The sequence below is a fragment of the Allorhizobium sp. nf9_anc genome (genome assembly GCF_056323085.1).
On sequence record NZ_CM150481.1, the window covers coordinates 2,560,370 to 2,582,288 of the forward strand.

29 protein-coding genes are annotated in these 21,919 nt (G+C 62.7%); 17 read left to right on the forward strand and 12 right to left on the reverse strand.

Annotated elements, in window-relative coordinates; all coding sequences use genetic code 11:
* Positions 1-260: 260 nt before the first annotated feature.
* The 6 genes from AC02Y0_RS12495 to AC02Y0_RS12520 all read left to right on the forward strand — a co-directional run bounded on the left by AC02Y0_RS12495 (position 261) and on the right by AC02Y0_RS12520 (position 4,287).
* Positions 261-1,820, forward strand: coding sequence for a helicase HerA-like C-terminal domain-containing protein (locus AC02Y0_RS12495; RefSeq protein ID WP_476379231.1), 1,560 nt, complete (start codon positions 261-263; stop codon positions 1,818-1,820).
* A gap of 154 nt (positions 1,821-1,974) precedes the next feature.
* Positions 1,975-2,781, forward strand: a complete 807-nt coding sequence (locus AC02Y0_RS12500; RefSeq protein WP_245408036.1) for an EAL domain-containing protein — start codon at positions 1,975-1,977, stop codon at positions 2,779-2,781.
* A 55-nt stretch (positions 2,782-2,836) separates the two neighbouring features.
* Positions 2,837-3,157 (forward strand): YnfA family protein, encoded by a 321-nt coding sequence (locus AC02Y0_RS12505; RefSeq protein WP_476379232.1) that lies wholly within the window; start codon positions 2,837-2,839, stop codon positions 3,155-3,157.
* 60 nt (positions 3,158-3,217) lie between these two features.
* Positions 3,218-3,466, forward strand: coding sequence for a BrnT family toxin (locus AC02Y0_RS12510; RefSeq protein ID WP_476379233.1), 249 nt, complete (start codon positions 3,218-3,220; stop codon positions 3,464-3,466).
* Positions 3,463-3,771 carry a BrnA antitoxin family protein gene (locus AC02Y0_RS12515; RefSeq protein ID WP_476379234.1) on the forward strand — a complete coding sequence of 103 codons (309 nt, stop codon included), beginning with the start codon at positions 3,463-3,465 and terminating at the stop codon, positions 3,769-3,771. The genes AC02Y0_RS12510 and AC02Y0_RS12515 overlap by 4 nt, the downstream gene beginning before the upstream one ends.
* 6 nt (positions 3,772-3,777) lie before the next feature.
* Positions 3,778-4,287, forward strand: coding sequence for a GNAT family N-acetyltransferase (locus AC02Y0_RS12520; RefSeq protein ID WP_476379235.1), 510 nt, complete (start codon positions 3,778-3,780; stop codon positions 4,285-4,287).
* An 8-nt stretch (positions 4,288-4,295) separates the two neighbouring features.
* Here the strand turns inward: AC02Y0_RS12520 and AC02Y0_RS12525 are convergent, their stop codons facing one another.
* Positions 4,296-4,931 carry a LysE family translocator gene (locus AC02Y0_RS12525; protein WP_476379236.1) on the reverse strand — a complete coding sequence of 212 codons (636 nt, stop codon included), beginning with the start codon at positions 4,929-4,931 and terminating at the stop codon, positions 4,296-4,298.
* A 122-nt stretch (positions 4,932-5,053) separates the two neighbouring features.
* Here AC02Y0_RS12525 and AC02Y0_RS12530 point away from each other — a divergent pair, with 122 nt between their 5' ends.
* Entirely contained in the window at positions 5,054-5,758 is a 705-nt protein-coding gene (locus AC02Y0_RS12530) for a helix-turn-helix transcriptional regulator (RefSeq protein ID WP_476379237.1), read from the forward strand.
* 35 nt (positions 5,759-5,793) lie between these two features.
* On the opposite strand, the gene AC02Y0_RS12535 is transcribed toward AC02Y0_RS12530, so the two are convergent.
* A complete protein-coding gene (locus AC02Y0_RS12535; protein WP_476379238.1) occupies positions 5,794-6,171 on the reverse strand; it encodes a tautomerase family protein in 378 nt (125 codons plus the stop codon).
* 95 nt (positions 6,172-6,266) lie between these two features.
* Between AC02Y0_RS12535 and AC02Y0_RS12540 the strand changes: the two genes are divergently transcribed.
* Entirely contained in the window at positions 6,267-7,109 is an 843-nt protein-coding gene (locus AC02Y0_RS12540; RefSeq protein ID WP_476379239.1) for a LysR family transcriptional regulator, read from the forward strand.
* A 5-nt stretch (positions 7,110-7,114) separates the two neighbouring features.
* Here AC02Y0_RS12540 and AC02Y0_RS12545 read toward each other — a convergent pair whose 3' ends face one another.
* A complete protein-coding gene (locus AC02Y0_RS12545) occupies positions 7,115-8,164 on the reverse strand; it encodes a fatty acid desaturase (RefSeq protein WP_476379240.1) in 1,050 nt (349 codons plus the stop codon).
* A gap of 428 nt (positions 8,165-8,592) precedes the next feature.
* On the reverse strand, positions 8,593-9,084 hold the full coding sequence (locus AC02Y0_RS12550) for a histidine kinase (RefSeq protein ID WP_476379241.1): 492 nt from the start codon (positions 9,082-9,084) through the stop codon (positions 8,593-8,595).
* A gap of 462 nt (positions 9,085-9,546) precedes the next feature.
* On the opposite strand from AC02Y0_RS12550, the gene AC02Y0_RS12555 reads away from it, so the two are divergent.
* The 3 genes from AC02Y0_RS12555 (at position 9,547) to AC02Y0_RS12565 (ending at position 10,617) form a co-directional block, all read left to right on the forward strand.
* Positions 9,547-9,756 carry a cold-shock protein gene (locus AC02Y0_RS12555; protein WP_054156754.1) on the forward strand — a complete coding sequence of 70 codons (210 nt, stop codon included), beginning with the start codon at positions 9,547-9,549 and terminating at the stop codon, positions 9,754-9,756.
* Positions 9,757-9,989: 233 nt separating this feature from the next.
* On the forward strand, positions 9,990-10,232 hold the full coding sequence (gene rpsU / locus AC02Y0_RS12560) for a 30S ribosomal protein S21 (RefSeq protein WP_102021643.1): 243 nt from the start codon (positions 9,990-9,992) through the stop codon (positions 10,230-10,232).
* 157 nt (positions 10,233-10,389) lie between these two features.
* The gene (locus tag AC02Y0_RS12565) at positions 10,390-10,617 is read left to right on the forward strand and encodes a hypothetical protein (protein ID WP_102021644.1); all 228 of its coding nucleotides are present in this window, start codon (positions 10,390-10,392) and stop codon (positions 10,615-10,617) included.
* A gap of 75 nt (positions 10,618-10,692) precedes the next feature.
* Here the strand turns inward: AC02Y0_RS12565 and AC02Y0_RS12570 are convergent, their stop codons facing one another.
* The 4 genes from AC02Y0_RS12570 to AC02Y0_RS12585 all read right to left on the reverse strand — a co-directional run bounded on the left by AC02Y0_RS12570 (position 10,693) and on the right by AC02Y0_RS12585 (position 13,627).
* Positions 10,693-11,469, reverse strand: a complete 777-nt coding sequence (locus AC02Y0_RS12570) for a VOC family protein (RefSeq protein ID WP_476379242.1) — start codon at positions 11,467-11,469, stop codon at positions 10,693-10,695.
* 121 nt (positions 11,470-11,590) lie between these two features.
* Positions 11,591-12,367, reverse strand: coding sequence for a VOC family protein (locus AC02Y0_RS12575; protein WP_476379243.1), 777 nt, complete (start codon positions 12,365-12,367; stop codon positions 11,591-11,593).
* Positions 12,368-12,396: 29 nt separating this feature from the next.
* Positions 12,397-12,882: a DUF1579 domain-containing protein gene (locus tag AC02Y0_RS12580; RefSeq protein ID WP_476379244.1), complete on the reverse strand. Its 486-nt coding sequence runs from the start codon at positions 12,880-12,882 to the stop codon at positions 12,397-12,399.
* 13 nt (positions 12,883-12,895) lie between these two features.
* Positions 12,896-13,627 (reverse strand): DUF899 domain-containing protein, encoded by a 732-nt coding sequence (locus AC02Y0_RS12585; protein ID WP_476379245.1) that lies wholly within the window; start codon positions 13,625-13,627, stop codon positions 12,896-12,898.
* A gap of 50 nt (positions 13,628-13,677) precedes the next feature.
* Here AC02Y0_RS12585 and AC02Y0_RS12590 point away from each other — a divergent pair, with 50 nt between their 5' ends.
* Positions 13,678-14,124 (forward strand): MarR family winged helix-turn-helix transcriptional regulator, encoded by a 447-nt coding sequence (locus tag AC02Y0_RS12590; RefSeq protein ID WP_476379246.1) that lies wholly within the window; start codon positions 13,678-13,680, stop codon positions 14,122-14,124.
* Between the two features lie 8 nt (positions 14,125-14,132).
* On the opposite strand, the gene AC02Y0_RS12595 is transcribed toward AC02Y0_RS12590, so the two are convergent.
* Together AC02Y0_RS12595 and AC02Y0_RS12600 are read right to left on the reverse strand one after the other, a co-directional pair.
* Entirely contained in the window at positions 14,133-14,348 is a 216-nt protein-coding gene (locus AC02Y0_RS12595; protein ID WP_476379247.1) for a hypothetical protein, read from the reverse strand.
* Between the two features lie 188 nt (positions 14,349-14,536).
* A complete protein-coding gene (locus tag AC02Y0_RS12600; protein WP_476379248.1) occupies positions 14,537-14,959 on the reverse strand; it encodes an organic hydroperoxide resistance protein in 423 nt (140 codons plus the stop codon).
* Positions 14,960-15,104: 145 nt separating this feature from the next.
* On the opposite strand from AC02Y0_RS12600, the gene AC02Y0_RS12605 reads away from it, so the two are divergent.
* The 4 genes from AC02Y0_RS12605 (at position 15,105) to AC02Y0_RS12620 (ending at position 17,527) form a co-directional block, all read left to right on the forward strand.
* Positions 15,105-15,560 (forward strand): MarR family winged helix-turn-helix transcriptional regulator, encoded by a 456-nt coding sequence (locus AC02Y0_RS12605; RefSeq protein WP_476379249.1) that lies wholly within the window; start codon positions 15,105-15,107, stop codon positions 15,558-15,560.
* A gap of 147 nt (positions 15,561-15,707) precedes the next feature.
* Complete coding sequence (bla, locus tag AC02Y0_RS12610) at positions 15,708-16,604, forward strand: class A beta-lactamase (RefSeq protein WP_476379250.1); 897 nt, start codon at positions 15,708-15,710, stop codon at positions 16,602-16,604.
* Positions 16,601-16,993: a hypothetical protein gene (locus AC02Y0_RS12615; protein ID WP_476379251.1), complete on the forward strand. Its 393-nt coding sequence runs from the start codon at positions 16,601-16,603 to the stop codon at positions 16,991-16,993. The genes bla and AC02Y0_RS12615 overlap by 4 nt, the downstream gene beginning before the upstream one ends.
* Positions 16,994-17,122: 129 nt before the next feature.
* Complete coding sequence (locus AC02Y0_RS12620; protein WP_476379252.1) at positions 17,123-17,527, forward strand: host attachment family protein; 405 nt, start codon at positions 17,123-17,125, stop codon at positions 17,525-17,527.
* A 105-nt stretch (positions 17,528-17,632) separates the two neighbouring features.
* Here AC02Y0_RS12620 and AC02Y0_RS12625 read toward each other — a convergent pair whose 3' ends face one another.
* Entirely contained in the window at positions 17,633-18,340 is a 708-nt protein-coding gene (locus tag AC02Y0_RS12625; protein WP_476379254.1) for a L,D-transpeptidase, read from the reverse strand.
* A gap of 158 nt (positions 18,341-18,498) precedes the next feature.
* Entirely contained in the window at positions 18,499-19,326 is an 828-nt protein-coding gene (locus AC02Y0_RS12630; protein WP_476379255.1) for a L,D-transpeptidase, read from the reverse strand.
* A 314-nt stretch (positions 19,327-19,640) separates the two neighbouring features.
* On the opposite strand from AC02Y0_RS12630, the gene AC02Y0_RS12635 reads away from it, so the two are divergent.
* On the forward strand, positions 19,641-21,851 hold the full coding sequence (locus tag AC02Y0_RS12635) for a HAMP domain-containing methyl-accepting chemotaxis protein (RefSeq protein WP_476379257.1): 2,211 nt from the start codon (positions 19,641-19,643) through the stop codon (positions 21,849-21,851).
* Positions 21,852-21,919 lie beyond the last annotated feature (68 nt).

The window sequence follows — 21,919 nt, forward strand, 5'->3', positions numbered from 1 at the left end:
CGAAGTCCTCCTGAGGCGATTTTGACGTTAACGTCAACGTAATGGAAGTCGTTTCCGAACTCAAGCACCCGGGGCCGCCTCCGGCGAAAATTGCCGGGGATGCGACGGCTCCCGCAGTCGATCTGCGAGGCACGACGGGGGCACCTGTGAGGGTCCTGGCCGGGCCTGTTTCAGCTTGAGACATCCAACCGTTGTCGATGTTCCACACTCCTCCTATAAGAGCAAGCTGAAGTGTTGATGACGCAGGGAGAAACGTCCGCATGCTGCAAGAAGGCTCGCTCTATCTCGGCACCAGCCGCAACCCGGACGACAGCCTGAACAAGGCCGAATATCTGGCGCTGAAATACGGCAACCGCCACGGCATCGTGACCGGGGCCACCGGCACCGGCAAGACGGTGACGCTGCAGGTGCTGGCCGAAAGCTTCTCCGAGGCCGGGGTTCCGGTGTTTGCCTCCGACATCAAGGGCGACCTTTCCGGGATTGCCGCCATGGGCGAGCCAAAGGACTGGATTACCCAGCGCGCGGAGCAGATCGGCTTTACCGATTATGCGCCGGCCGAGTTTCCCGTCATCTTCTGGGATCTCTACGGCGAGAAGGGTCACCGCGTGCGCACCACGGTGGCTGAGATGGGGCCGCTTCTGCTCTCGCGGCTGATGAATGCTTCGGAAGCGCAGGAAGGCGCGCTCAACATCGCCTTCAAGATCGCCGACGAAGGCGGGCTGCCGCTGATGGACCTCAAGGACCTGCAGGCGCTGCTCACCTATATGGCCGAGCATGCGACCGAGCTTTCGAGCCAGTTCGGGCTGATCTCCAAGGCCTCGATTGCAACGCTGCAGCGCGGGCTGTTGATCCTCGAGCAGCAGGGGGCGGAGAATTTCTTCGGCGAGCCGGCGCTCAAGGTGACCGACATCATGCGCACGACGAATGACGGGCGGGGCGCGATCTCCATTCTCGCTGCCGACAAGCTGATGATGAACCCCAGGCTTTATGCCACCTTCCTGCTCTGGCTGCTCTCGGAGTTGTTCGAGGAGCTGCCTGAGGTGGGCGATCTCGACAAGCCGAAGCTGGTGTTCTTCTTCGACGAGGCGCATCTGCTCTTCAACGACGCGCCGAAGGTGCTGATCGAGCGGGTGGAACAGGTGGTTCGCCTCATCCGCTCCAAGGGGGTGGGTGTTTACTTCGTCACGCAGAACCCGCTCGATGTGCCGGAAACCGTGCTCGCCCAGCTCGGCAACCGGGTGCAGCATGCGCTGCGCGCCTATACGCCGCGCGAGCAGAAGGCGGTGAAGACGGCGGCCGATACCTTCCGGCCCAACCCGGCCTTCGACTGTGCCGACGCCATTACCCAGCTCGGCATCGGCGAGGCGCTGGTCTCGACGCTGGAGGCCAAGGGCATTCCCTCCATGGTCGAACGCACGCTGATCCGGCCGCCATCGGGCAAGGTAGGCCCGATCGATGATGCCACACGGCAGAAGGTGATGAACCTCTCGCCGGTCGCCGGGCAATACGACATCGATCTCGATTCGGAATCGGCCTACGAAATCCTCACTGCCCGCGCCAGGAAGGCGGCGGAGGCGGAAGCGGCCAAGCGGGCTGCCGAGGAGAAGGCCGAAGGTGGCGATAGCGCGGCCGGACGCTGGACGCTGCCGGGATTTGGCGACGAGCCTGCCGACAAGGAAGGCACGCGGACGACGAAGCGCAGCTCCGGTTATCAGCGCGAGACGGTGATCGAAGCGGCGATGAAGAGTGCGGCGCGTTCGGTTGCGACCTCGGTCGGCCGGGCGCTGGTGCGCGGCATTCTGGGCAGTCTTCGGCGGTGACGTTGCGGTTTATCGGCAAAACACAAGAACTGAGTGGCGAAAGCTCGCCATTCACCCCCAGTTTTTGTTCACTTCCGTGCAACCATCCCTGATATAGAATGAAGATCACCACAATTCTCGGGCAGATGCGCCCGGGGGTTACATGGGGTTGAGCGTGGACAGCAGTCTGGATCACATCGTTCTGGTCAACAACGCGAAGCGCGCGCTTGAACGCGGCCGCTTTGAGCTCACCTATCAACCCATTTATTCCGTCGACCACCGTGAAGTGGACAGCGTCGAGACGTTGCTGCGCTGGCGCATTTCGCCCGGCCGGCTGGCCGTGGCGCAGGATTTTCGCTCGGTGTTTCGCGACCCGATGTTATCACTGTCGATCCGCGACTTCGTGCTGTCGACCACGCTGCGCCAGGCGGCGCGCTGGCGGGCGGAGGGCCATGACTTCGGGCGGATCAGCGTCAATGCCACGGCCTTTGACCTCTGCGCCGGCGATTTTGCGCTAAGACTCAGTGACATGGTGCAGGATTTCGGCCTGACGCCCGACATGCTGGAGATCGAAGTGGCGGAGCCGGCCTTCTACGGCCCGCTGTCCAAGGCAGTCGGGCTGGCGCTCGAGGCTCTGCATTACTGCGGCTTCTCGCTTGCCATGGACAATTTCGGCGCGACCCATGCCGGGCTTTCGGCGCTGCGCAATCACAGCTTCCGGCGCCTGAAGATCGACCACGGGCTGATGCGCTCAGCCTCGACCAATCCGGTCGACAAGGCGATCGTGCGCCATGTGATTGCGCTTGGCCATGATCTCGGGATGATCGTGACGGCAGCCGGTGTCGAGAGCGAGGCACAGATGGAAACCGCCGTGCAGCTTGGCTTCGACAGCGTGCAGGGCTTCTTCGTCTGCTTCCCGAAGGAAGCGGAGCTTTTGCCGCGCGTCTGCCATGTCCTGAACCTGCAGGGCCGCTCCGGCTGAGCTTGCCCGCCCCCTGCCCTTTCGCCCCTCGGCCTTACATGGCAGGATCGGCGCCATGACCCTGATCCTCTACCCGCTCGCAGCCCTTGCCGAAATCGCCGGATGTTTCGCCTTCTGGGCCTGGCTGAAGCTCGACCGTTCGCCGCTCTGGATAGCACCCGGCATCTTGTCGCTCGCGCTGTTCGCCTGGCTTCTGACGCTGGTGCCATCTGATGCCGCAGGCCGTGCCTATGCCGCCTATGGCGGGGTCTATATCGCGGCCTCGCTTGGCTGGCTCTGGCTAATCGAGGGGCAAAGGCCTGATCGGTTCGACCTCACGGGGGCCGCGATCTGCCTTGTCGGGGCAGCGGTGATCCTGTTGCCTTCAAGGGGCTGAGCGGAATTCCCCTCAAAAGGCAGGATGCCGGCTTGCAGAATTTCCGTATATACATAAACTATGGTAATCGTCTGGGATGAACCGAAGCGGCTCGCGAATATCGACAAGCATGGGTTGGATTTCACCGACCTGTCGCTTGAGTTTTTCCAGCGCGCGCTCATTCGCCCGGCGAAACGAGGCCGGCTGCAGGCGATCGGACGTCTGGCAGACGGGACGGTGGCCGTGATTTTTGTGCGGCTCGGAACAGAGGGACTCTCCGTGATTTCGATGCGTGCGGCCAATCCGGCTGAAAGGAGGGCATTGCGATGAAGAAGACAAAGCCAGTGTCGCCCGGTTTTCGCGAAGGCCGCGGCTATACCCAGGCCGATTGGGACGAAGTAGAAGACAATCCCGAACTGACCGAAGAGGAGCTGAAAGAGATGCGGCCCTTCCGAGAGGTCTTTCCCGAACTCGCAGCCTCGATCGAGCGGAAGCTTGGGCGCCCCAAGGCCGAGACGCCGAAGAAGGCGATCAGCCTGAGGCTCGACCAGGATGTGATCGAGCGGTTCAAGGCGACCGGTGACGGCTGGCAGTCGCGGATGAACGAGGCACTGCGCAAGGCGGTGGGGCTGTAAGGCCCCTTGGCTTGCTCAATTGGACTTCACGCAAACCAGGATCGTAACCTGCAGACCACGTTCGCAATCGCCCTTGAGCCACCGCGCCAGCCTGGTGTCATCCGGCTACTTGCGCTGTCGAGCGCCTATGCGGCCTCCCTCTATCCAGCGGAGAGCAACCATATGCTGCCGCTCGACGAGCTGGAGCAGGACAGCGTGTCCTTCTTCGTCGCACGATCGGGCGAAACAGTCCTGGGCTGCGGGTCGCTGGTTGGTCATGCCGACGGTACCGGTGAGATCAAGCGGATGTTCGTGGCCGAGGCTGCGCGCGGAATGAGACTTGGCAAGCGCCTGCTCGAAACGTTGGAAAAGGAAGCGGAGCAGCGCGGCATATCGATCATCCGGCTGGAAACCGGGATCTACCAGCCCGAGGCGATCGGGCTTTACCGCAAGGCGGATTATCTGGAAATCCCACCCTTCGGCGACTACAAACCCGATCCACTCAGCCTGTTCATGGAAAAGCGGCTCAGCGACTAACGCTGCATTTACAGCGCTTTCCACCCTTCCACAAGCATCAGCGCCGCCACGGCGACCAGCAGCCAGCCGGCGGCGCGGCCGATCCAGATGGTGATCTTGGGCTTCGAGACCAGCGCATCGCGCCCCTTGGCTGCAGCAAAAGCCAATCCGCCATAGACGAGCGCCTGAAGAATGAGAGTAAGCGCGCCCATGACCAGCGCCTGGCGCCAGAAGGGGCCGTATTCGGGGCGCATGAATTGCGGATAGACGGCGAGGATGAACAACCAGGCTTTCGGGTTGAGCAGGCAGGTGATGAGGCCCTGGCCGAAGATACGGGCCGTCCGGTGCAGCTTGGAGGCCTCGATGCCGTCGATGACGATGGCGCTTTTGGCCAGCGTATAGCCAATCCAGATCATGTAGGCCGAGCCGATCACCAGCATTGGGCCTGCAAGCTGAGGCACGAGCGTCGAGAGCGCTGTGACGGCGACGGTGCCGAACAGGGTATGGAAGGCGCCGCCGAGCATGATGCCTGATGTCGCGGCAATGCCTGCGCGTCGGCCGCCGGTCAGACCGTTGGCGATGACGAAGATCATGTCCATACCGGGAACGATGATGATGCCCGCCAGCAGGGCGGAAAAGAGCCAGAGGTTTTCGGCATAGGTCATGTCAGTAGGATCTCCTTGGAAAGGCCGGCACTTCGCGGGGAATGGCCTATTTTCAATGCGTTGGAGATGCTTTAGACAAGGGCTACTGACAAAGCTGTGTCAGTTGAGATCGAGGATCCCCCATGCGCAAGGCGTCCCGGCTGTTCGAGATCATCCAGATCCTGCGCCTTGCTGCCCACCCGATAACGGCGCAGCAAATCGCGGAAAAGCTGGAGGTGACGCAAAGGTCCATCTACCGGGATATCGCAGCCCTTCAGGCGATGCGTGTGCCGATCGAGGGCGAACGCGGGATCGGCTATATCCTGCGCCCCGGATTTCATCTGCCGCCGCTGATGTTCACGCCGGAGGAAACCGAGGCGATCGTGCTCGGCATGGCGCTGACCAAGCGCACGGCGGATCTAGAGCTGCGCGAGGCATCGGCCCGCGTGCTCGACAAGATCGCGGCTGCCCTTCCCGACCCTTTGCGCGACGCGATCCTGTCGCGGTCGCTCTATGCCTGGGGGCGCGTGGCGGAGGCGCCCGAGGCGATCGACTTCTCGATGATCCGCCGGGCAATCCGCGACGAGGAGAAGCTCGACATCGACTATGTCAACGAACAACAGCAGGCGACGACTCGGCGGATCAGACCGATCGCGGTGATCCATTATGCCGAGGCTGCCGTCATCGTCGGCTGGTGCGAGTTGCGGGAGGCGATCCGCAATTTCCGCGTTGATCGGGTCAGGGCGTGTCGGACAACAGGGGCGCATTTCCGGCGTGAGGGCGATCGGCTGCGCAAGCTCTGGGTGGCGGGTTGGAACACGTCCGGACAGACGGCAGCGCGCGGCTGACCGGATGCAACGACAACCGTCTGGAATGCTAAGGACTATCGTGCCGCCGCCCGGTCGGCCTGGCTTCGGCCATCATAACCCCAATCGGTGGCCGGCAGTTCATGCACCACAACATAGGTCGCGGCAGGGAGGTCCGGCCATTCGGCGCGCAGCAGGGCCATGGCGCGCTCCTGGAAGCGCCGCTTCTGCTCGACCGTGTTCGTGCCGGCGGTGACGAAGACCTCAAGATGCGCCGCTGCGGCCTCCGCCTCGCCGCCAACCGTCCAGGTCTGCGCGGGCGTCGCTTCGATCCTTACGGAGGTCAGATCGTGACGCTTGGCGAGATCGGTTGCGATGAGGTCGGTCAGGGCGCGCGCAAGATCGAGTTCACGACGTGGATGGGGCGGGTGATAGGTCAGGCGGGCAAAGGGCATAGCGGGATTCTCCGAAACAGGGTGACGGAGGCAGGATAGTCGCGCTATGCTCAATTCATATCAGCATAAAACCAAGTCTGACTTGAGGAAAACTCATGCTTCCCGATCTTCCTTCGCCACTGTTGCGCAGCTTCGTCGCCGTGGCTGATTGCGGATCGCTGGCCGCCGCCGCGATCCGGGTGAACCGCAGCGAGTCGGCGCTCAGTCTGCAGATGCAACGGCTGGAGGATCTTGTCGGGCAACCGCTTTTCGATCGGGACGGGCGGGCGCTGAAGCTCAATGGCACGGGCAGCTGGCTGCTCGCGCATAGTCGGGCGATCCTGGCACGGATCGATGCGGCGCGAGCGGAGCTCGATGCGGCATCTCGGCCACCGATCCGGCTCGGCGTGGTGCAGGATTTCGTCAGCCAGGTGTTGCAGCCGACGCTTGCCGACTTGCGCGGGGACGATGGCGCGGCGCGGTTTTCGATTGTCATCGGCAGCACCAGCGAATTGCTGCAGGCCATGAGCGAGGATCGCATCGATACGGCAGTTTGTGCCGGCGATTTGGTCGCCGGGGGGATGGGCGGGACCGCTCTTCCGATGGCGTGGTTTGGTGATGCGCGGCTGCTGGAGGACGAGGTGGTGGCGCTTGTCAGCATCACGCCGCCCTGCCCGTTTCTCTCGGCAGCAACGCGCGCGCTGGATGCGATCGGCCGGCCATGGCGGCTTTCGCTGGTCACGCCGAGCCTCGACGGGGTAAAGGTTGCTGTGGCGGCCGGACTCGGGCTTGCCTGCCGGACAGAGGCCGGGATGGGTCAGATTGCCCTGGCTGGAGCCGGATTGCCTGATCTTTCCGACATCCGTTACTCGGTGATCGAAAAACGGCCCGGAAAAACCGGGCCGTCAAAGGCAGCAGTCAGAATGGCTGCGCATCTATCGATGCTGGGCCAGGCCTGACACGTTCAGGCCACAGCCATCCGGCGCGCCTCGCGGAACGAGACGAGACGGCCGCGGGCTTCGTCCCAGAGGACGAGTTTCACGCAGGCGAAGCTTTCCTTCAGCGTGATGCGGCTGATGGTCTTCAGCTCCGGATGGTCGCGCAGGACTTCCGGCAGACGGTAGAAGGGGATCTTGCTCGACAGGTGATGCACATGGTGCACGCCGATATGGCCAGTCAGCCAGCGCAAGCCCCAGGGCAGATCGTAATGCGAGGCGCCATGGAGGGCCGCATGCTGGAACTGCCATTCCGGAGGGTTCGACCAATGAGTGTCTTCGAACTGGTGCTGGACATAGAAGAGCCAGATGCCGAGCGCGCCGGCGAGCAGGACGATCGGCAGATGCACCACGAGGAAGGCATCGAGACCGGCGAGCCAGATCATCAGCGCAGCCATGGCGACCATGCCGGCATTGGTGGCCATGGTGGAGACCCAGGGCAGAGCCCCGTCCTTCATCATGCCGAAGGGCAGACGCTGCTTGAGCAGGAAGACCCAGATCGGGCCGATGCCGAAGAGCACGATCGGATTGCGATAGAGGCGGTAGCCAAGGCGGCCGAGCGGCGAGAGCGCGCGGTATTCGGCAACGGTCAGCGTGGTGATGTCACCGACGCCGCGTTCCTCGAGATTGCCGGCGGTCGCATGATGTTCGGCATGCGCGCGGCGCCAATAGTCATAAGGGGTATAGGTAAGGACGCCGAGCAGGCGGCCGGTCCAATCGTCGACCGAGCGGCGGGCGAAGAAGGCGCCGTGGCCGCAATCGTGCTGGATGATGAAGAGGCGCAGCAGGAAGGCTGCAGCCGGCAGGACCAGAACGAGGCCCGGCCAGAAGGCGAAATGGAAGCTTGCCCAGGCGCCGGCCCAGAGCAGGATGAAGGGCACGAGCGTGATGCCGAGTTCGAAGCTGGACCGTGTCAGGTTCGGCTTGCGATAGGCATTGACGATCTTCAGCCAGGCCTTGGCATCAGGGGTCTCGTTTTCGGGGATTTGATCGTCGCGGTAGTCGAATGCAGCGCTCACAGGCCGGCCTCCGAGAGGTTGATTGGATCGGGGAAGGCGGCGGAGGGGCTCGATACGCCCAAAATCGGGGCGCGCGACACGGGGCATCCGAAGGAGAGGCCCACAGCAATGGTCATGGTCGGCTGGCTTTCGTGGCTTAGAGATCGCCCGTCACTCCAGCAACGGGTGGGCTGTCCTAGCAGATCGCAGCCGACTTGTCGCCATGGAACTCCCACACGACGGGGGCTGCGGCATTTCGTCGGGTCTGGAGAGCGGTGGCGTTCATCATGGGGGCCGGATCGTGTCGCGAGATCGGCGGACGACGCCCTGTCGCTTTGCGCTGATTCGGCGACAGGCCGGAACGAGAAAGCCCCGCGTCAGAAGACGCGGGGCCAAGAGGTATCAGCAGACCTGCGCGGCGGCCGTCAGTCGCGGACGCCTCGGGGCGATCACTCGGCCGGCTTGATCGATTCGAGGATCTTGTTGACCTCGGGGATGTTCTTTTCTTCCGTTTCGGCCGATGCCCAGTAGGTGACGATCGCGGCCTTCTCGTCCGACAGCGTGATGAAGCCGACGCCGATGGTCACCGGGCCGTCCTTGTCCGTGCCCTTCCAGGACAGCGTCTCATAGGGCATGCCATTCTGCTCGCCCTTGCTTTCGGTCTGGCTTGCCGGATCCGGCGTGACGCCGTTCTCTTCGAGGAAGGCGAAGACGTCGGTCATCACCTGGTCCATGTCATCGGCACCGGCGATGTCGAAGGAGATATAGGTGCCGGCGTCGGGCGAATTGCCTTCGATGCCGTAATCGGTCGGGGTTGGCTGCCAGTCGTCCGGAATTTCAACGGTTGCTGCCGGCTCGTCGGCCGGGAAGGTGAAGCTGCCCGCAACGGAGGCGGATGCGGTGATCAGGAAGATTGCGGTGGCGGCAAGGAACTTGTTCATCGGATGAGCCCGTGGATGAGTGATAAGGTGAGCCGGCGCGAGCGCGTGACCAACGTGCCGGGCGAGGTTTCCTAGCAAGCAGCGGTGAAGATTGTCGTACTGTTTTTGCGTGGAATCACCGCATCCTTATGAAATATTGCTGATGTTCGCGATATAGCTAAAAGAAGCCAAACAGACCTGCCATACTGGCTCCCACGGCGTTTTTTGGCTTCCCGGCGCGTGGAGATTCAAGCTTTTGAATCAGGGGCTTGAACCATACATCCCCGACATTTTACCGCGACGAAATGGCAGTTTTGCCCATTTTGGCTTGTGTCGCGGCGACCGAGCCTCTATATTGCCGCCATCGAAGATTGCGAGCGACTTTGTCTACGCGCCTCCGGCGCACGCCAGATTTCCTTCAACGTCGATATACCAGCCGTCGAATGTCTCGCCGGCAAGCCCAACGATTGAAAGGAAATCGTTATGAACACAGGTACCGTAAAGTGGTTCAACAGCACCAAGGGTTTTGGCTTCATCCAGCCGGATGAAGGCTCTGCCGACGTGTTCGTCCACATCTCTGCCGTTCAGCGCGCCGGCATGCGCGACCTGGTCGAAGGCCAGAAGATCGCATACGACATCGTTCAGGACAAGCGTTCGGGCAAGAGCTCGGCCGACAACCTGCGCGCCGCTTAATAATTTGTCGCTCGCCCTTGCTGATAACGGTATTACCGACTGCGAGGGCTGAGTGGCGAGGAAAGGTCGGGTTCCGCCCGGCCTTTTTTGTTTGCGTCGAAGGCTGCCCGCGTTCGACTTTCCATTTCTCCCGATCCGATCGGGATCTTCGCCGGGGCGTCGCGCGTTAGCTTGTCGTATCCCCTCTTTTGCAACCCAGTTAAATCGGGCTCACGCCCGGAAAGGAAACGACCGTGCAAGTTCTCGTTCGTGACAACAATGTCGACCAGGCGCTTCGTGTGCTTAAGAAGAAGATGCAGCGCGAAGGCCTCTTCCGCGAAATGAAGGCTCGCAGCGCCTTCGAAAAGCCTTCGGAAAAGCGCGTTCGCGAAAAGGCTGAAGCCATTCGCCGCCAGCGCAAGCTCGCGCGCAAGAAGATGCAGCGCGAAGGCCTGCTGCCGGCCCCGAAGAAGGCTGCAGTTCGCGGCGCTCGCTAATTTCGACCCCTCCGTGCGCCTTCGGGCGCGCGGATGTCCGACCACGAGGAAGGCGTGAAGCCTCGCCTCGGTCACCGGCCCTGGCCACCCGGCCAGGAGCGGACGGACCTCAACCCCATGCCGAGACAGGCAGCCAGGCTGCAGGAAGGACCCGGACATGACCGCGACTAAAGAGACATTTTTCAAGCCTGAAAAGGTTTCGCCGCAGGACAAGGCCGCGACAACCGACAGCGTTGCTCGTTCGCTCATCGCTCAGGAAGCAACCGCGCGCGATCGCAAGACCGAAGCGCTGAAAGCGCTACGTCTGGAGCGCGAGGCGCTTGAGGCCGAAAACGCGCCCGCACCGAAGAAGCGCGCCGTGAAAAAGGCCGTGAAGCGCGGCTGAGGCCAGCGCACACGACCGATGACTTGAGAATTCGAGAAGGCCGGAGCCGCCATGGAGCGCTCCGGCCTTTTCGCGTTATCGGGTGGCCGAGGTCAAGTTGAAGTAGGCGCCCTGCGGATCCTGGCAGGCGGCGATCCAGGAGCCACCCGGGACCTCGTGGGGACCCATCAGGACCGCGCCGCCGAGAGATTTCACCTTGTCGATCGCCGAATCGATGCCCGGCACGATGAAGTAGAAGCCCCAATAGGCCATCGGCATTTCCGGGCGCTTGGTCATCATGCCGCCGACCGGACGATCGCCGAGCTTGAAGGTCTGGTAGGTACCCATGGCATCCATGTCGACAGCGATGTCCTTTTCCCAGCCGAAGCGAGCGGCGTAGAAATCCCAGACCTTCTCCCAATCACCCGCCATCAGCTCGTTCCAGCCGACGGTGCCGGTGCTGCCGGGGATGGGCCAAGTGGCCGAGCGCCAATCTTCCTCAACTGGCGTCATGATGCTGACGATTGCGCCTTGCGGATCGGCCACAACGGCAAAACGCGCAACGCCGGGGATATCGGCAGGGGGACGGCAGATCACACCGCCGCCACGCTGAAAATCCAATGCCATCGCGTCGACATCATCAACCGCGATATAGCCGGCCCAGTGGGGCAGAACGCCCCAGCCTTTCATCTCATCCGACAACCCCATCATGCCGGCGACGCCGAAGGGATGTCCCGGCACGGCCAAGGTGGTGTACGTGTATCCGCCCATGTCGATTGTGGTCGGCTCCCAGCCGAGCAGCGCGACGTAAAAGGCGGTGGCGCCTTCGGTATCCGGCGTGATCAGCTCGTGCCATATGAAGGTACCGTGCATGGAAACCTCTCCGCTTGAAGACGGGCAATAGGCGACAGCGTGACGGGCTTGTCCCGTTACGTGACGCGGAAGGTCCAGGGAGGTTCGGAGCCACCCTGGGGCGCTCCGGCCTTTTCAGGTTTTATCGGGTGGCCGAGGTCAGGTTGAAGTAGGCACCCTGCGGATCCTGGCAGGCGGCGATCCAGGAGCCGCCGGGGACCTCGTGAGGCCCCATCAGCACTTGGCCGCCGAGCGACTTCACCGTGTCGATCGCCGAATCGATGCCCGGCACGATGAAGTAGAAGCCCCAATAGGCCATCGGCATTTCCGGACGCTTGGTCATCATGCCGCCGATGCCGCGATCGCCGAGCTTGAAGGTCTGGTAGATACCCATGGCGTCCATGTCGACGGCCATGTCCTTTTCCCAGCCGAAGCGGGCGGCGTAGAAGTCCCAGACACTCGCCCAATCACCGGCCATCAGCTCGTTCCAGCCGACGGTGCCGGCGCTGCCGGGGGTGGGCCAGTTTCCGGTTTCGCCGTCGGGCATCTGCGGCGCCATGATGCAGATAACGGCGCCTTGCGGATCGGCAACCACGGCGAAGCGGCCAATGCCGGGGATATCTTCGGGCGCGCGGTGGATCGCGCCGCCGTCACGTTCGAATTCGGCCGCCGTCTTGTCAACGTCGTCGACCTGGATATAGCCGGTCCAATTCGGCGGGATGCCCTGCTCTTTCATCTCGTCACCGAGCGCCATCATGCCCGTGACGCCCGAGGGGAAGCCGGGGATCGCAAAGGTGGTGTAGGTGAAGCCCTCCATCACCATATCGGTCGGCTCCCAGCCGAGCAGCGCGCCGTAAAAGGCCTTGGCTGCCACCGGATCGGGCGTCATCAGTTCATGCCAAATGAATGTCCCATGCATGCGCAGTCCCTCTCTTTGTTATTCGCTCGTCAGCCGATGCGTTTTGCTTCGCTGGCCATGAAGGTTTTGAAGCTGCCATCCGGCTGGCGGACGCTGCCGGAAAAGGTTCTCCTGTCATCATCGATGAAGTGGATGACATCGCGATAAAGCTCGGTGCGGGAGGGATCCTGCATACTTGGGCCTTCGGCCTCGAGGATGAGCGTCTGGCCGTCATCCTCCAGCCAGCCCTTGTAGATCCAGAACTTGTCCATCATCGAGCCGATCCAGCTGCCGACATAGTGACCTTGGCGCGGATCGTAGCCGAGCGTCATGATCATGGTGGCGGTGTCGTCGCCCATGCCGCCCTGCCCTTCGGCGATGACCCAAAGGCCGCCGATCGAGCGGACCTTTTCGGTCCAGCGCTTCAGCGGATCCTCGGGATCATAGCCCTCCATGCCCGTCGAGGTAACATAGAGCCAATCGCCAACGAGGCGGTCGAGCACGCGGTGGTGTTCGCTCGGTTTCGGGAATTCCATGACACGCCCTCCCTCAGTGGCAGCAGCCGGCCTTTTCAGCCGGCTTTGCGACATACTCGTCCTTGCGCTTGACGAAGCTCAAGGTGCCCGTCTCGTTGCGGCCGAGCGGAGCGTGGTCGAGGATCATCAGCGTGCCGAGCGCCTCTTCGCCACCGCGGGCATATTGCGAATAGGTGTGGAAGATCTCGCCCTTGTCGTTCTTGTAGAAGGCCGACAGGCCGGGCAATTCGTCATGGGCCTGTTCGCGCGGGGTTTCGCGGAAATTGTAGGTGACCGAGCCCGAGGCAAGCTGCTCCGGCGTGAAGGAGACGTTGAAGTCGTAGTTGAAATCACTGCCAAAGGACGAGATCCAGGGGAAGCGCCAGTTCATGCGGCGTTTGTAGGCATCGATCTTGTCGAGCGGCGCGCGCGAGACGGTGACGAAGGTGACGTCGTGATTGTTGAGGTGAGGCAACATGCCATCGATATGATCGGCGAAGAAGGAGCAGCCGGGGCAGCCCGCATCCCAGTCGGGTCCGAACATGAAATGGTTGATCATCAACTGGCTGCGGCCATCGAAGAGATCGGCGAGCGTCTTTTCGCCTGACGGCGTCTGGAACCGATAGTCCTTCTCCACCCTCACCCAAGGCAGCGCGAGGCGTGCGGCGTTGACCCTATCCCGCTGGCGCGTCAGTTCTTTTTCCTGCTGCAGCAAGGCCTTGCGGGCCTCTAGCCACTCCTCCCGAGAAACAGTCGAATATTCCATTTTCCCGATCCTCCTCTTGACTTTTACGTTGATATCAACATATTTGCTCGATGTCAAACATGCCCGTGATTCCCTATTCCACCACCATCCATGTGCGCGATACGTGCCTCTGCCTGCATGCCCAGCGCGCCGCACGGGCGCTTGCCCGCCGCTTCGACATGGCATTGAAGCCGACTGGCCTGACCAACCAGCAATTTTCCCTGATGATGGCGCTGAACCGGCCCGAGCCGCCGCCGATGGGGCCTGTTGCCAGACTTCTGGCCATGGATCGCACCACTTTGACAGCGGCACTCAAGCCTCTGTCGGCGCGCGGTTGGGTGGCGATCGAGCCGGATCCGAAGGACAAGCGCGGCAAGCGCCTGCGGCTTACGCCGGAAGGTTCGAATGCGCTCGCGGACGCCGTGCCGATCTGGCGGGACCTGCACCGCGTCATCGAGGCCGGCATGGAGAGCGACCCGTCAGCCCTGCGCACAGGGCTGATCGAGGTGAGCATCTGACGCTCGCGTCAGCCGCCGAAGCCGAGCGGCAGCACGGCGAGCGGGCCGATCAGCATGATCGTCGCCATGGCGAGCGCAATCCGGTCGCGACCTTCGAAAAGCGGACCGTAAAAGGCCGAGGCCGGATACTGGCGGTGGAGCTCGTGGCGGGTTTCCTCACCGACCGGCAGATCCGGCGAGAGGCGGTGGTCTTCGTGGATTTCGTTCACAGTTGTCGCGTGCATGGTTTCATCCTCTGTTGACTGGTGCGAAGTCCAACAGAGTTCGGGGGGAAGTGTTCCCCCAAGGATGACGGCAAGGATTTTCCTGCCAGTCAACGGGCCGGTAAACTACCCCCCCCTCGCCTCAACGCAAAAAGGCCGGCACGAGGCCGGCCTTCGGGCGGTGGAGCAGATGGCTCGCGGTGTGGCGATCAGATTACCGAGACCGGGACTTCGGTCGATGTGCGCATGGCGTGGCTGTAGGGGCAGACGATGTGGGCAGCGGCGACCAGCTTCTCGGCCAGCTCGCGCTCCATGCCGGGGATCTCGACGGAGAGCTTCACCTCGATGCCGAAACCGGTGCCGTCTTCGCGCGGACCGATGCCGACGTCGGCATGGACCTTTGTATCTTCCGGAATTGTGGCCTTTTCCTTGCGGGCAACGGCCTTGAGAGCGCCGAGGAAGCAGGCGGAATAACCGACGGCGAAGAGCTGCTCGGGGTTGGTGCCGGTGGCGCCGTCGCCGCCGAGTTCCTTCGGCGTCGTCAGGGTGACGTCAAGCACGCCATCATCGCTGGCGCCATGGCCGGAGCGGCCGCCGGTGGCGTGACCGTGTGCTGTGTAGAGAATTGCCATTGTCGTGTTCTCCTTGTTTGCGGGGTGGTGACTACATATATAGGACACAAATGAATTGCGCGCAATTGTTTTTTGCGCATTGAAATCCGGGCCAGTTTTGGCCACTGTAGAAACAATAGATGCCGACAGGGGTTCATCAAGGGCCATGACCGACGAAACGCTCGAAAAGGAATTGAGGCTGGACAAGCAGCTGTGCTTTGCGCTTTACGGCGCGGCGCATGCGTTTACCCGTGCCTACAAGCCGCTGCTATCGCCGCTCGGCCTCACCTATCCGCAATATGTGGTGATGATGGCCCTGTGGGAGGAAGACGATCTCTCCGTGAAGACGCTGGGCGAAAAGGTCGGCCTCGATTCGGGCACGCTGTCGCCTCTGCTGAAGCGGCTCGAGCAGATCAACTATGTCTCCCGCCGCCGCGACGCGGCCGACGAGCGCGTGGTGTTCATCACGCTGACTGCCGAAGGACGGGCCTTGAAGGCGCGCGCGCTCGAGGTGTTCTCGGCGATCGGCAACCAGACGGGCTATGAGATTTCCGAGATCGAAAGCCTGCGCGAGAGCCTGAAGCGGCTGAAGGGCCACCTCGAAGCCATTCCGGAGCCTTGAGTTCTCCCTACCGGCGGCGCATCGTCCCGCCGCCTGCGGGCGACGTCCGGAAGTCACCGGACCTGAGATACAACGCAGGATAAACGCGCTGCGCCTCGCTATCGCCTTGATCGCCTCCGATTTCAGGAGCGCATCAGGGAGAAACGCATGACCCACATTCCATCCTCCGCCCCTTCCCGGACCACCGCCCGCCTGCTGAGGCTGGTATTCCCCGCTCTTCTCATGACGGCTGGGCTTGCGCCTGCGAAGGTCGCAGCAGCCGAGCCGGTTATGGCAGCCGCACAGCGGGTCGAGACCGAGCTCGGCATGCGCGTCGGCTTTGCGGTTATCGATACCGGCAGCGGCGAGATGCGCAGCTACCGGGCGGATGAGCGTTTTGCCATGGCCAGCACCTTCAAGACACTGGCCTGCGCCACGGCCCTTTCCGCAGGCGAGGCCGTGCTCGCCAAGGAGACGAAGATCCGCAAGGCCGACCTCCGCCCCCATTCTCCGGTGACGGAAAAGCGGGTGGGCACAAGCCTCTCCACCCGCTCCCTCTGCGAGATCACGCTCAGGACCAGCGACAATGCCGCGGCCAATGCTGTCCTGAAGTCGATCGGCGGCCCCTCGGAACTGACCGCCTTCCTGCGGCGCGTCGGTGACGGCACGACCCGTCTTGACCGCTACGAGCCGGAACTCAACGCGGCGACACCCGGCGATCCGCGTGACACCACGACACCGCAGGCCATGGCCGAGACGCTGCAGCGGCTGTTGCTCGGCACTGCGCTCGAGCCTGAGGCCCGCGACCAGCTGGAAGCCTGGATGGCTGCCAATGCCGTGGCGGACGGATTGCTGCGGGCAGAGCTGCCGGAGGGCTGGAAGATCGCCGATCGCAGCGGGGCCGGAGGGCACGGCACACGCGGCGTTGTAGCCCTGCTCCACCGCCCCGTTGGCGCACCGCTCGTCGTTGCGATCTATATGGACGGGCGAAAGCACCCGCTGAAGACACGGGATGTCGCGATTGCCTCGATCGGCAAGGCGATCTTTGCGGAGTATGCGCGGTGACAGGGGATAGGAGAACGGGCTGGACGGCTGTTCGGCTTGGCCTCGCCCTCGCCTTCGTTGCAGCCGGTATTGCCTCCATCGCGGTGCCCGGCGGGTCGGCGCTGGCGCAGGAGGCGGGCGTCACGGCTGAGGAGCGCTCCGACTGGCAGCGGAAGAAATGCGACGTCTACACCAAGGCGCTCGCCGAGATCCTCGATCACGTCGGACGCGACGGTGTGTCCGAACACTTCCTCGCCCGGAACCAGGAATTCATCGACAGCGGCTGCCTTGCAGATGTTGATGCCTGCCCTGAGACCGAGGATGATATCGAGGTCGCCAACGGGCTGACCATTGCCACGATGAATGCCGGGGCGGCGAGTTCGTTCAGCCCGTTCCGCTGTCGCGGTTGAGGCCTGATACGAGATCGGTTTACCGGGCGACGGCAAGGGAACCGATGCAGCCCCGAGGGGTTGTCCTTTGGTCAACTGCGGCAGCGCCACCGATGGTGGACGCCGCGCAGAGTACCAAGGAGAATATTCATGCAAGTGCCCCAGAACACCGTGATTGCCGTCGCCGACGGCGAGAAGCTGAGCCTCTTCCAGAACGAGGGCAACGCGCTTGATATCAAGCTGAAGGCCATGCCGGCGGAAGAGATCGACAGCTCGAAGATCGCATCCGGCGCCCGCCATTCCAGCAGTGCGGCCAATCCTGACGACAGCCAGCAGGAAGAAGACGGTTTCGGCAGCGGCATCACCGACATGCTGAACCGCCAGGTGCTGGAGGGCAAGATCAAGAACCTTGTCATCATCGCCGCCCCGCGGACGCTGGGCGAAATGCGCAAGGGCTATCACAAGCAGCTCTCGGCCGTTCTGATCGGCGAACTCGACAAGGATCTCACCGGTCATTCGGTGCAGGACATCGAGAAGGCGCTCGAAGCGGCCTGATTTCAAAGCCGAGATCCCAGATGCAGAAAGGCCCCGCCATCGCCGGCGGGGCCTCTTTTGTATGTGACTGCATTCGATCGCGACGTGACCGAGATCGGTCAGCCGTTACTGGCGGACGACGATCCTGGCCTTGTTGGGCACGCGCTCGTAGAGGTCGATGATGTCCTGGTTCATCAGGCGCACGCAGCCCGACGACACGGCCTTGCCGATGGAATTCCATTCCGGCGAGCCGTGCAGGCGATAGAGCGTGTCTTCGCCGTTCTGGAAGATGTAGAGCGCGCGGGCACCGAGCGGGTTGTCGAGGCCGCCGGGCTTGCCGCCGTTGCGGACCGAATAGATCTCGAGTTCCGGCTGGCGGGCGATCATTTCGTCCGGCGGGGTCCATTTCGGCCACTTCTGGCGCCACTGGATGACGCCGGCGCCACCCCAGGCAAAGCCGTCGCGGCCAATGCCGACGCCGTAGCGCATGGCGGTGCCGCCGCGCTCGACGAGATAGAGGTAGCGGTTGGGCGTATCGACGACCACGGTGCCGGGGGCTTCGCCGGTGGGATCGACGACCTGCTGGCGATAGAAGCGGTCCGGGATCTTCCAGTAGGGAACGGCCGGAATGACGTAACCGCCGTCATAGACCTCGCCATACATGGCGTCGAGTTCGGGGGTGCGACCTGCGGGGGCAGCGGGGACGACGGGGCCATCGAGGCGTACGCCCGGCGGCAAAGGACGGGAGGTGGTGCAGCTCGCAAGCAGCGAGGCAGCGCCGAGGCCTGTCAGCGACAGGAGCGATCGGCGGGTCAGGTGAGGCGTTGAGGACATGTAATCTATAAATTTCCTGTGGCAGCGCTGCGGATGAAGACGCTGGGAGGTGCGCTTTGTTCCGCGATGATGCGATGCAAACAGGAAAGCTTCCATTAAAGCAACGCTATCCCCCTTTCACGATTTGGAGAGAGGGGCACCGTCGCAAATGAGTGTCGCTAAATGACAACAATCGGGGTGTTGTCGGGCACTCTTTCGAAGAGATCGATGACGTCCTGATTGAACATGCGCACGCAACCCGAGGAGGTCGCCTTGCCGACGGACTGCCAGTCGGGCGTGCCGTGGACGCGGTAGAGCGTGTCCTTGCCATCCTGATAGATGTAGAGGGCGCGGGCACCAAGGGGATTGTTGAGACCGGCGACGAGACCGCCGCGGGCGGCCGAGACGGGCTTGAGGTTCGGGTTGTTCTCGACCATCTCGTCGGTCGGGGTCCAGTGCGGCCACTTCGCCTTGCGCTGGATGACGCCCCTGCCCGACCAGGCATAGCCGTCGCGGCCGAGGCCGACGCCGTAGCGGATCGCCTTGCCGCCCGGCTGGACGAGATAGAGGTAATGCGCCTTGGTATCGACGACGATGGTGCCCGGGGCTTCCACCGTCTGGTAGCTCACCTCCTGGCGCAGCATGTCGGAGCGGACCCGATCGAGCGGGATCGGCGACAGCGTGTGCCCCTCATCCACGACCAGGCCGTAGATCGTCCGGTGCAGCGGGTTGGAGACCGGCAGACCATAGGTCTGGTGGAACTGGGTGCGATAGAGATCGCGCTTCTGCGGTGCTGCCTGTTCGGCGGCCGGCGGCGTGCGGGCCGGGTCGTACCAGACGGGAGCGACCTCATCCTGGAAGACATCGATGTTCATGCGGCTGGTGTCGGCCATCAGGATACAGCCCGACAGTGAGCCGACGAGTGCCGTGCCAAGCCCCAGCGACAGGAGGCGCTTCGACAGGAGGGAGGCCGTAGCGGCCTGACCGGAGGGCGAGAGCTTGGACATGCGGTACCTGATCATACTGACAGCGTTATCTGCATTCTGTCAGGCGCGGCTGGCGCGAAGCTTATGGCCGGGGGGTGATTTGCACGCGCCGTCAGACTGCGCGAGCGATTGCAGGTGCCCCGTTTTGGGACCCGCATGTGGAGCATTTTCCCGGATAGACTTGTACAAAAAGTCCTATTTCACCGTGCGACCGGCGCTTATGTATGACTTTTAGTATTAGAGATATTAGTGTTTCATAACTTTTTAAGGCGTTTCGATCACGATCCGTTCAGCATTTCACATCTGGGCAGGGACGAATTCACGTGCTTCACAACATGAAAATTGGCAGCAAGATCTATCTGGGCTTTGGGTCGGTGCTGGTCGTGCTCGGCGTCATCGCCGGGGCTGGCGTCTATTCGAACCTCACCAACAAGGCGTCGTTCGCCGACTACCGCGAGAGTGCGAAGCAGACGAATGAAGCGGGCCGTATCCAGGCCAATATGCTGGAAGCGCGCCTCGCCTTCCGCAAGTTTCGCGCCGAACCCTCAGACGAGCTGAAGCAAGATGTGACCACACGTCTCGCCACCACAAAGGCCTCCATCGACACGATGCTCGGCTACAGCCTGACGGATGCCACGAAGACGACCGTGTCGGGCTTCCACGGCAAGGTCGACACCTATGGGCAGGGCTTCGACAAGGTTGTCGCGCTGCAGACCCAGCGCGAAGAACTCGTCGACGGGACGCTCGACACACTCGGGCCGAAGATGGCCGAAGAACTGGAGGCGATCAGCGAGCCTGTCGCGGCCTCAGGGAATGCCGAAGCGGTCGCGACGCTCGAACGCGTCAAGTATGAAATCAGCAGCCTGCGGCTCGGGACCAACAAGTTCCTGCTGAACAACAGCGATGCCGCATTCGAAAACGCCAAGACGTTTGCGGAAACGGCGCGCGCGGAAGTCGAAAAATTCAAGGCGAGCTCTACGGATGCCACCGTGACGGCCGCGCTGGATACGCTTTCGACCGAACTCGCGACATACGAGACCGCCATCACGTCGGTGCATGAGGTAATCAAAAGCCGAAACCAGATTATCGACGAGTCGATGAACGTCGCCGGGAACGAGCTGTCCACGTCTGTGGAGCAGCTCAAGCTCGACCTGAAGAAGCAACAGGATACGCTGGGGCCACAGATCCAGTCGACGATGGAGACGGCCGTCGTGATCGGCAGCGCGCTGGCCGCGGTCGGCCTGGTCATGGCCGGCTTCATCGCCTTCTTTATCGCCCGCAGCATCACCGTCCCAGTCGGCCAGATCACCAGCGCGATGGGTTCGCTCGCCGACAACAAGCTCGACACCGTCATTCCGGGGCTCGACCACAAGAGCGAAATCGGCCTGATGGCCAAGGCCGTCGACGTCTTCAAGCAGAACGCCATCAAGATCCGCGATCTCGCGGCCCAGGAAGCGGCGCTGCAGGAGAAGAATGCCGATCTGCAGTCCAACATCGCGACCGTGGTCGATGCCGCCGTTGCCGGCGACTTCACCCGCCGTATCACCAAGAAGTATGACAATCCGGACCTCGACCGCTTTGCGGCCAACGTCAACACGCTGGTCCAGTCTGTCGATACCGGCATTGCCGAGACCGGCCGCGTGATTTCTGCGCTTGCCCAGGGCGACCTGACCGAGAGCATGGAAGGCCGCTACCAGGGCGTCTTTGCGAACCTGCAGACCAATGTGAACGAGACCATGGCCAGCCTGCGCAACCTGATGCAGCAGGTTCGCCAGTCGGCCGATGCGATCAATGGTGGCGCTGACGAGATCCGCCAGGCCTCGAACGACCTGTCGAAGCGCACGGAAACCCAGGCCGCCTCGCTGGAGGAAACCTCCTCGGCACTCGAGGAAATCACGGTCGCCGTGAAGACCTCGACCGAGCGGGCGCAGGATTCCAGCAAGATGGTGACGGAAGCGCGCCAGTTCGCCGAAGCCTCGTCCGGCGTCGTCGGCGAAGCGACCTCCGCCATGAGCCGGATCGAACAGGCCTCGAAGGAAATCTCGCAGATCATCAATGTGATCGATGAAATCGCCTTCCAGACGAACCTTCTGGCGCTGAATGCCGGCGTTGAAGCGGCACGCGCCGGGGAAGCGGGCAAAGGCTTTGCTGTCGTCGCGCAGGAAGTTCGCGAACTTGCCCAGCGCTCGGCAACGGCTGCCAAGGACATCAAGACGCTGATCACCAAGTCGTCACAGGAAGTGCAGACCGGCGTGGATCTCGTCAGCTCCACCGGCCAGGCGCTGAGCGACATCCAGGTGAAGGTGGTTGGCATTGCCAGCCAGGTGACCTCGATCGCGACCGCCGCCCAGGAACAGTCGACCGGCCTCCACGAGGTCAACATGGCCGTCAACCAGATGGACCAGATGACCCAGCAGAACGCCGCGATGGTGGAAGAAGCCGCCGCCAGCACCGCCAAGCTTGCCGAGGAAACGGCGCATCTGCGCTCGCTCGTCGCCCGCTTCAAGGTGCAGAAGGACGGCAACGCCCAGCGCTACGCGGCCTGACAGCGTCACTGTCTGGCAAAGAACAGCCCCCGGTCGCCCTGCGGCCGGGGGCTTTGTCGTTTTGGATT